Annotated in this window: 9 protein-coding genes; 5 read left to right on the top strand and 4 right to left on the bottom strand. The window is 49.1% G+C overall.

All coding sequences use genetic code 11. From position 1 onward, the window contains the following. Together ON064_RS15665 and ON064_RS15660 are read right to left on the bottom strand one after the other, a co-directional pair. Window positions 1-415: low molecular weight phosphatase family protein (locus ON064_RS15665; protein ID WP_274625506.1), on the bottom strand; the 415-nt coding region annotated here is incomplete at its 3' end. A 171-nt stretch (window positions 416-586) separates the two neighbouring features. Then, on the bottom strand, window positions 587-1,108 hold the full coding sequence (locus ON064_RS15660; protein ID WP_274625505.1) for a universal stress protein: 522 nt from the start codon (window positions 1,106-1,108) through the stop codon (window positions 587-589). 523 nt (window positions 1,109-1,631) lie between these two features. Here ON064_RS15660 and ON064_RS15655 point away from each other — a divergent pair. Then, the gene (locus ON064_RS15655) at window positions 1,632-3,371 is read left to right on the top strand and encodes an ABC transporter ATP-binding protein (protein WP_274625504.1); all 1,740 of its coding nucleotides are present in this window, start codon (window positions 1,632-1,634) and stop codon (window positions 3,369-3,371) included. 1 nt (window position 3,372) lies between these two features. Further along, window positions 3,373-5,124 (top strand): ABC transporter ATP-binding protein, encoded by a 1,752-nt coding sequence (locus ON064_RS15650; RefSeq protein ID WP_274625503.1) that lies wholly within the window; start codon window positions 3,373-3,375, stop codon window positions 5,122-5,124. Window positions 5,125-5,251: 127 nt separating this feature from the next. Here the strand turns inward: ON064_RS15650 and ON064_RS15645 are convergent, their stop codons facing one another. Further along, on the bottom strand, window positions 5,252-5,455 hold the full coding sequence (locus ON064_RS15645) for a YheE family protein (RefSeq protein ID WP_058381306.1): 204 nt from the start codon (window positions 5,453-5,455) through the stop codon (window positions 5,252-5,254). A 77-nt stretch (window positions 5,456-5,532) separates the two neighbouring features. Between ON064_RS15645 and ON064_RS15640 the strand changes: the two genes are divergently transcribed. From ON064_RS15640 to ON064_RS15630, 3 genes are all read left to right on the top strand, one after another. After that, window positions 5,533-6,681 (top strand): DUF445 domain-containing protein, encoded by a 1,149-nt coding sequence (locus ON064_RS15640; protein WP_274625502.1) that lies wholly within the window; start codon window positions 5,533-5,535, stop codon window positions 6,679-6,681. A 13-nt stretch (window positions 6,682-6,694) separates the two neighbouring features. Next, window positions 6,695-7,042: a YlbF family regulator gene (locus ON064_RS15635; RefSeq protein ID WP_121301008.1), complete on the top strand. Its 348-nt coding sequence runs from the start codon at window positions 6,695-6,697 to the stop codon at window positions 7,040-7,042. 87 nt (window positions 7,043-7,129) lie between these two features. Further along, a complete protein-coding gene (locus tag ON064_RS15630; protein WP_274625501.1) occupies window positions 7,130-7,909 on the top strand; it encodes an enoyl-CoA hydratase in 780 nt (259 codons plus the stop codon). Window positions 7,910-7,988: 79 nt separating this feature from the next. Here ON064_RS15630 and ON064_RS18490 read toward each other — a convergent pair whose 3' ends face one another. Further along, window positions 7,989-8,051 (bottom strand): YhzD family protein, encoded by a 63-nt coding sequence (locus tag ON064_RS18490; protein ID WP_407951626.1) that lies wholly within the window; start codon window positions 8,049-8,051, stop codon window positions 7,989-7,991. Between the last annotated feature and the right edge of the window lie 3 nt (window positions 8,052-8,054).

Below are 8,054 nucleotides of genomic sequence, written 5' to 3'. Positions count from 1 at the left end.
GAAATGGTTCCATTTCCTTGATATTCATCGCGATGGCATCGCAGACTTCCTGATATAAAGCCCATTTTTCATTATTGTCCGTGCTGCGGATTTCGGGGTTTGGGATATCCCAGCGCACCAATTTCTGCATCGGCAAATCGTCCGGTATATCAGCTTGTTCGAATTCCCCGTCATGCAGGGCGATGATCAAATCCGCCTGTTTCACTTCGTCCGGATTATACACGCGCTGCTCGACTGGCGGAATCTCCAAGATGATCTCTTTTAGCACTTCTATCGGAATGTCGTTGAAAGATGGTTGGTTCCATGCCGCACTTCTGATGTCCCAGTCCGGCAGCATTAAGCGGCTCGCCCAAATTTCAGCCATCAGCCCGCGATGTTGATGTGATGATAGAAAATATACAGTATGTCTCGGCATGGCTGACCCCTTCTTCCTTTCTTTATTTTCCAGCTGGTTTAATTAGTATTCTTTACCCATGTAGGGAATCTGGCAAACAGATAAATATATGATATTCATTTAATTATGTCAAAAATATGTCATAAAAATAAACATCCCCCTCAGGATGGGGGAGTCCACATCCTAGGGGGATCATTTCACCACAAGAACGGTAGAATTGGAATCTTTGATCAGCTTGCTGCTGACAGAACCGACGAAAAATTTCTGCAATCCGGATTTCCCGCTATTGCCGACAATCAATAGATCGATGTTCTGCTCGTCTATAAATCCCGTGATCGTCTTGATGACCGGGCCTTCAAGCGCCAAAACAGACGCTTCGGCGTTTTTGGCGTCGAGCTGCTGTTGAATGGAGTTGTGCATATGCTTCGAGTATTCCGAAGCACGGGCTGTATCCAGTTCCGGCGGCGGCCGGTAGCCATCATCGCCGATTCCCTGCGGCATGAATTGTGCATACGAACTGTCGACATTTGCTGAAGTCACTGGTGCTGAAGCATGGCCTACATCCATATAGCCTGTGCGTTCCTGCGCTTCTTCGTTGACGTAGATGACTGTCAGTTTGGAGCCTGGAAGAATCTTGGAAAGTTCTATGCCTTTCTCCAGTGCCAGCCGGCTGCCTTCCGACCCGTCATATGCGATTGCAATATTCTTATACATTTCTTTCACCGCCTCAATTTACTGTTATTCTTTTGTTCCCCCAAATATTGTAGTTGCAAACCTTTCAGGCGCAACTGGCGGTAGCTGGGAGGGGGAGCGGCAGTACGACTTTTGGCTGAATTGTCATTTCAGTTCAAAATAGCTTGACAATTCAAAAAAACGAGTGGTACTCTTGAACTAACAAATATATGGAAAAGGAGGTTTGGACAATGAAAAAAATTCAAAAGGCGTTAAAAACCAATTGCATAGCATTGCCAGGCACTCCGATGATTTTTAATTGCTATTTACTTCGTGACTAGAAATATTCGGGTTGGGTCTGTGCATCCAGTCCTATTTTCAAGAGCGCATGCCTGAAAACAGGTATGCGCTCTTTTTGTGTGGTTTAAACAGCTTGGCTGCTTAAATAAATAATCGAAACTAAGGGAGAGAAGCATTATGGAAAAGCCTCATGTGAAAAAAGCACTCATCAAGGAATCGCTTGAAGGCGATTAGCCAAACTGAAAATGGAAAGAAGGCGTAATGTATGTTTGATGTTTTATGGAAATTGAAATGGTTTTTTAAAGAAAACTGGCTGCGCTATACAATCGCAGTGGTGCTATTATTTGTAGCGAATATTCTCGAGATCGTGCCGCCTTGGCTGATAGGGGTGGCCATCGATGCCATCGCCCAGCAGGAGCTGACGAGTGAACTGCTCTGGCAGTATGTCGTCGTTTTACTTGTCGCGATGGTGCTGGCTTATGTCATCAATTTTATCTGGCAATACCAATTGTTCGGCGGGGCTTATGTCATCGAACGGCAATTGCGCTCAAGCCTGATGGGGCATTTCCTCAAGATGACGCCGACATTCTATGAGAAGAACCGGACGGGGGATTTGATGGCCCGTTCGACCAATGATTTAAAGGCGATTTCCGAGACGGCAGGATTTGGGATCTTGACACTTGTCGACTCGACTTTATACATGGCGACGATCATCGTGGCGATGGGGATTCTCGTGTCATGGGAATTGACCTTTTTGGCCATTTTGCCATTGCCGGTTCTCGCGATTGTCGTCCAATTGCTCGGCAAGAAAATCCACGAGCGCTATACTTTGGCGCAGGACGCATTCGGTGATATGAACGACAGCGTCTTGGAATCGGTCGGTGGCGTCCGCGTCGTTCGGGCATATGTGCAGGAACGTTCATCTGAAAAGGAATTCCAAGACATGACGCAAGATGTTTACGAAAAGAACATGGCGGTCGAGCGCATCGATGCCCTGTTCGCGCCGGTCACGAAAGTGCTGACAGGCATCAGTTATGTCATCGGACTCGGCTATGGCGCGTTTCTTGTTTCCGAAGGGACGATGACTTTGGGTGATTTAGTTGCCTTTAACGTTTACCTCGGCATGATCGTCTGGCCGATGTTTGCGATCGGTGAATTGATCAATATCCTGCAGCGCGGCAATGCATCGATCGACCGCGTCAATGAAACTTTGGATTACGAAGAAGACGTGGTTGATCCGAAAACGACAAAAGAAACCGGGCATCCGGAGCGCATCGGCTTCCGTGATTTCGGTTTCACATATCCACAGTCGACATCGATCAATTTGCAAGGCATCAATTTATCGATGAACAGCGGGCAGACGCTCGGCATCGTCGGCAAGACGGGAAGCGGCAAAACGACATTCGTCAAACAGCTTCTGAAGGAATACCCGACAGGTGAAGGTTCCTTGACGATGAACGGCATCGAAATCAACGAACTAAGCAAAGCGCAATTGCGCGATTGGGTCGGCTATGTCCCGCAGGATCACGTCCTATTTTCACGGACCATTTTGGAGAACATCCTGTTTGGAAAAGCGGATGCGACGGAAGAGGATGTGTCCCAGGCCATCAAGCTGTCCTATTTCGAAAAAGATTTGGCCATGTTGCCAAACGGCCTGGAAACACTGGTCGGCGAAAAAGGCGTCGCGCTTTCAGGGGGGCAAAAGCAGCGCATTTCGATCGCGCGGGCGATCATCAAAAATCCCGAAATCCTCATTTTGGATGATTCCCTCTCGGCGGTCGATGCCAAGACAGAAGCCAAAATCATCGAGAACATCCAACGCGAACGGGCAGGCAAGACGACGATCATCACGACGCACCGATTGTCTGCCGTCAAACACGCCGACTGGATTGTCGTGCTGGATGATGGGCGCATCATCGAAGAAGGCACGCACGAGCAATTAGTGGCAAAACAAGGCTGGTATCATGAACAATTCCTCCGCCAGCAAATCGGGGAGGTGCAATAAGATGCGAACAGGAAAACGTTTAACGAATTATGCATTGCAATTTAAGAGCGTCATCATTTGGGGCTTGGTGTTCCTTGCGGTGGCGGTGGCCGCCGATTTGGCAGCGCCTTTGATTGCCATGGAAATCATCGATGAACACATCTCGGGTGCCGGGGAAATCGAATTCGGCCCGATCGCACAACTTTTGGCCTTGTTCTTCGGCTTATCGGTCGTCACGGCGGTGTTCCGCTATTTGCAATATATCTTGCTGCAAAAAGGCGCGAACCGCGTCATCCGCAAAATGCGGACGGATGTCTTTGAACAAGTCCAGCGTCTGCCGATCAGTTATTTCGATAATTTACCGGCAGGGAAAGTGGTCGCACGCATCACCAACGACACCGAAGCGATCCGCGAGTTGTTCGTCACGGTGCTTGCGCAATTCGCGACGAGCTTCATGTATATGGCAGGAATCTATGCCGCTCTATTCTATCTGGACTGGCGCATGGCGGCAATTGCCTTCGTGCTCGTGCCGCTCTTGTATGCATGGATGCTCATTTATAGAAAATACGCTTCAAACTTCAATCATATCGTAAGGGAAAAAGTCAGTGAGATGAATGCCATGATCAATGAATCGATCCAAGGCATGAGCATCATCCAGGCATTCCGGCGCGAGAAGCAGATGAAAGGTGAATTTGAAGAGCTCAACCAAAAGCACTTCAAATTCCAGCAGAAGTTATTGGTGCTAGAAGCAGCCGCTTCGCATAATATGGTCGGCGTCTTGCGCTCGATGATTTTCGTTCTATTCATCTGGTATTTCGGCGGTGCTTCGATGAGCGGCAACACGGTCGTGACGGTCGGCGTCCTGTATGCATTCGTCGACTACATCATCCGGCTGTTCAATCCGATCAGCGGCATCGTCAACCAATTCAGCCGTCTGGAACAATCACTCGTGGCAGCTGAGCGTGTGTTCCGCTTGCTCGACCGTCCCGGTGAACCGGTCAACGACGAACGGGTCGAACGCTACCAAGGCAATGTGAGCTTTGAGCATGTCTGGTTTGCGTATAAAGATGAAGAATATGTACTGAAGGATTTATCATTTGAAGCGAAGCAAGGGGAGACTGTCGCACTTGTCGGCCATACAGGATCAGGGAAAAGTTCAATCATGAATTTGCTGTTCCGTTTTTACGACGCGACAAAAGGGCAGATTTTAATCGACGGCGTCAATGTCAATGATCTGCCAAGGCAGGCAGTGCGTGAACACATGGGCATCGTGCTGCAGGATCCATATTTGTTCACCGGAACAATTGAATCCAATATCACGCTCGGAGACGAACGCGTCAGCCGTGAAAAAGCGCAAGCGGCACTTGCAGCGGTTGGCGGCGAGCGCGTCACGAAGCATTTGCCGAATGGCATCGATGAGCCGGTTGTGGAAAAAGGCAGCACGCTTTCTTCTGGACAGCGCCAGCTCGTGTCATTTGCACGGGCGCTCGCATTCGATCCAGCGATTTTGATCCTGGACGAAGCGACGTCGAATATCGACACCGAGACAGAGGAAATCATCCAGCATGCGATGGATGTATTGAAGAAAGGTCGGACGACGTTCATCATCGCCCACCGTTTGTCGACCATCAAGAATGCAGACCGCATCTTGGTGCTCGACCGGGGCGAAATCGCTGAATCCGGCACGCATGATCAATTGATGGATCATGATGGCATCTACCGCCAAATGTATCGCATCCAATCAGGGATGGCTTCTACCCAGAACGTTGGGTAAGGGGCCACCCCTTTTTTCTTTTTAGGGGAAGCAATACGCTATTGTTGTGAAACCGGCGGCTCTATCTTTATAATATAGCTACGGCTCATGGCATAAATGAAAAAAGCGCCGGAACTTTCCCGGCACTTCAGTCGTATACATGATAAAGCATCAGTTCATGGACCATTTTCTTGATGGCTTCCTCATCCTGCGGCGGAGCGGATTGCCAAACAATCGACCCGTCCGGATGATACTCGCCGCGAATGCGTTCATTGCGGTAAAAGAATGAGATGTTCCAGCCGGGCAGCCGGCTGTCTTCGAACATCGGCTTGAATTTAAAATGCTGCAGCATCGGAATCCCCCTTTGATCGTCTCTTTCCATTATAGGGGAAGAGACGCAATAGACAAAGAAGAAATGAGTGACCTTAGTTGAATATTCTACTGACATTAATGCTGATGGCCTTGATCGGTGCCTTGATCGGCGGCATGACCAACCATTTGGCCATCAAGATGCTGTTCTGGCCATACGAAGCGAAATACATCGGCAAGTTTCGCCTGCCGTTTACGCCAGGGCTAATCCCGAAGCGACGGGATGAATTGTCGCGCCAGCTCGGCCGTACCGTGGTAGAACATTTGCTGACGCCGGAAACCTTCAAAAAACGCTTTTTCAACGAAGCGATGCATAAGAAAACAGAGAACTGGCTGAATCGCCAGTTGGATCTGCATCTTTTTTCTTCGCCCCGCACGTTTAACGAATGGCTGGACCTTGCCAATCAAAAAGGTGTGGACCGAAAGCTTGAAGCGAAGCTCGACGGGTTGGTTGACCGCAACCGGGACGCCATAGATGACTACATCGCCGGAAAAACCGTTCGGGAATTACTTCCGGATGCCTGGAAGCCGGGAATCGAGGAAAAGATTTTTGGCGGCGTTAAATACGCCGTCGACAGAGGCTCGGACTATTTTGCTTCGCCTGCAGGGCGACAGACGGTTAAAAGTTTATTGGACGAATTTCTAGTATCGCGCGGCCGCTTCGGGACAGTACTCCACAATTTGTTCGGCGATTCCCAGTCAATTACGAATAAGACCCAATTGGAAATCATCAAATTTCTTAATTCCCCGAAAACCTTCGAGCTGCTCGGAACTTTGGCATTCCGTGAATGGGAAAAGCTACAGGACAAGCGCGCAGACGAACTCTTGAAGGAATTCGACGCCGAGCCGGCGATTGCGGCCATCAAGCAATATGTCCGCGATCAGGCCCGCATTTCTGCAAGACTAGACGCATCACTTGCAGAGACATGGCCTCGGGGGTTAGAATGGACAAGTGTCAATATTACGCCTCTCATTACGGACTTCGCGTTTGAAATGGGAGAGCAGAAGTTAGAAGAGACCATATTGAAAATCGACATGGAAAATATGGTCAGACAGCAAGTCGATTCTCTGCCGCTCAGCCGATTGGAAGAATTGGTGCTTGGGATTTCACGGAGAGAATTCAAGATGATCACGGTACTGGGCGCATTTCTGGGGGGCTTTATCGGCATACTCCAGGGTTTGCTCGTCACAGTGCTGAATTTAGGGTAGAGGAGAGATTTACATGGCAGTAAACATTTATGACGACATCAACAAATTAGAATCATCGTTCCGTTCAACAGAGGAATTTCAAAAACTTCAAGAAGCGGTTGCACAAGTAACGGCAGATAGCGAAGCGAACGAATTGTTCAAGAAATTCCGCGACCTGCAAGTTACATTGCAGCAAAAACAACAGCAAGGCGAAGAGATCACTGAAGAAGAAATGATGGGTGCTCAAGCGACAGCGCAAGCTGCTCAGGAAAACCCGAAAATCTTGTCTATGCTCGAAGCTGAAATGGCACTTAGCCAAATGATCGAAGAAGTAAATCGTGTTTTGATCAAGCCAGTACAAGAACTTTACGAAAGCATGTAATTCCAGCAAAAAAAGGATTTACGGAAAAGACACCGAATACGTAAAGATGAATGATAATTCATTTTTACGAAGGGGTGTCTTTTTCTTATGTATCAAACGATTATGCTGAAAAAAGATGGGCGTTTGGCGTACTTGGTGCTGAACCGTCCGGATTCAATGAATGCAATGAACGCGAAAATGATGGGAGAGCTCGCGGATTGCTTTGAAAGCTTGAAAAATGACCAGTCGGTTCATGCGCTGATTATTCACGGGGCAGGACGGGCGTTTTCTGCCGGAGGCGATATTAAGGAAATGGTCGATCCCGACAACCCGATGGATATCGATGTGGTGATGAGTGACGTTAGCCGCCTGGCAAAAGCGCTTTATACCTTGCCGCAAGTGACGATTGCGGCTGTGCATGGCGCTTCTGCAGGGCTTGGGTTCAGCATGGCGCTTGCCTGCGACCATGTCGTGGCGGAAGAAAGCAGCAAATTGGCGATGAATTTCATCGGCATTGGGCTCATCCCGGACGGAGGCGGCCATTTCTTCCTAAAAGAGCGTGTCGGCGTGCCAAGGGCGAAGCAATTGATTTGGGCGGGCCAAGTGCTGAAAGCGCATGATGCCCTCGCCAAAGGCTTGATCGAAGAAGTGACGGCGGAAGGCAGAGGCTTGGAACAGGCGGAGAAATACGCGCATGAAGTGCTGGCCTCTCCGGTTGCTGCGATGCTGAAATCGAAAGGAATCCTGCATGGCATGAAGCTGGCCGAGTTGGATGAAGTACTCGCAGGCGAAGCCGCCGGGCAATCGGCTATACGCAAAACGGCAGACCATCTCGAAGGCATACAAGCCTTCGTTGAAAAGCGCAAGCCTGCTTTTAAAGGAAAATGAAAAAGAATGGCGGGCTTCCGCCATTCTTTTTTTGCAGCAAAACGGACCAAAAGAAAAACACGGCAACTGCCGTGTTTTTTTAGGTATGGAACAATAGGAGTTTGCCGGCTGGAGATGCAAGCCGGTGGGTTTTTTCAGTCAGCGC

It is taken from the genome of Planococcus sp. A6, from assembly GCF_028823615.1.
Lineage (GTDB): Bacteria > Bacillota > Bacilli > Bacillales_A > Planococcaceae > Planococcus.
Note: the sequence above shows the minus strand (reverse complement) of the source record. Positions and strands in the feature narration are given on the sequence as shown.

Coding starts and splice junctions, on each gene's coding strand:
- ON064_RS15650 (WP_274625503.1), top strand. CDS start 3,373: ATGCGAACAGGAAAACGTTTAACGAATTATGCATTGCAATTTAAGAGC.
- ON064_RS15645 (WP_058381306.1), bottom strand. CDS start 5,455: ATGCTGCAGCATTTTAAATTCAAGCCGATGTTCGAAGACAGCCGGCTG.
- ON064_RS15660 (WP_274625505.1), bottom strand. CDS start 1,108: ATGTATAAGAATATTGCAATCGCATATGACGGGTCGGAAGGCAGCCGG.
- ON064_RS15655 (WP_274625504.1), top strand. CDS start 1,632: ATGTTTGATGTTTTATGGAAATTGAAATGGTTTTTTAAAGAAAACTGG.
- ON064_RS15635 (WP_121301008.1), top strand. CDS start 6,695: ATGGCAGTAAACATTTATGACGACATCAACAAATTAGAATCATCGTTC.
- ON064_RS15630 (WP_274625501.1), top strand. CDS start 7,130: ATGTATCAAACGATTATGCTGAAAAAAGATGGGCGTTTGGCGTACTTG.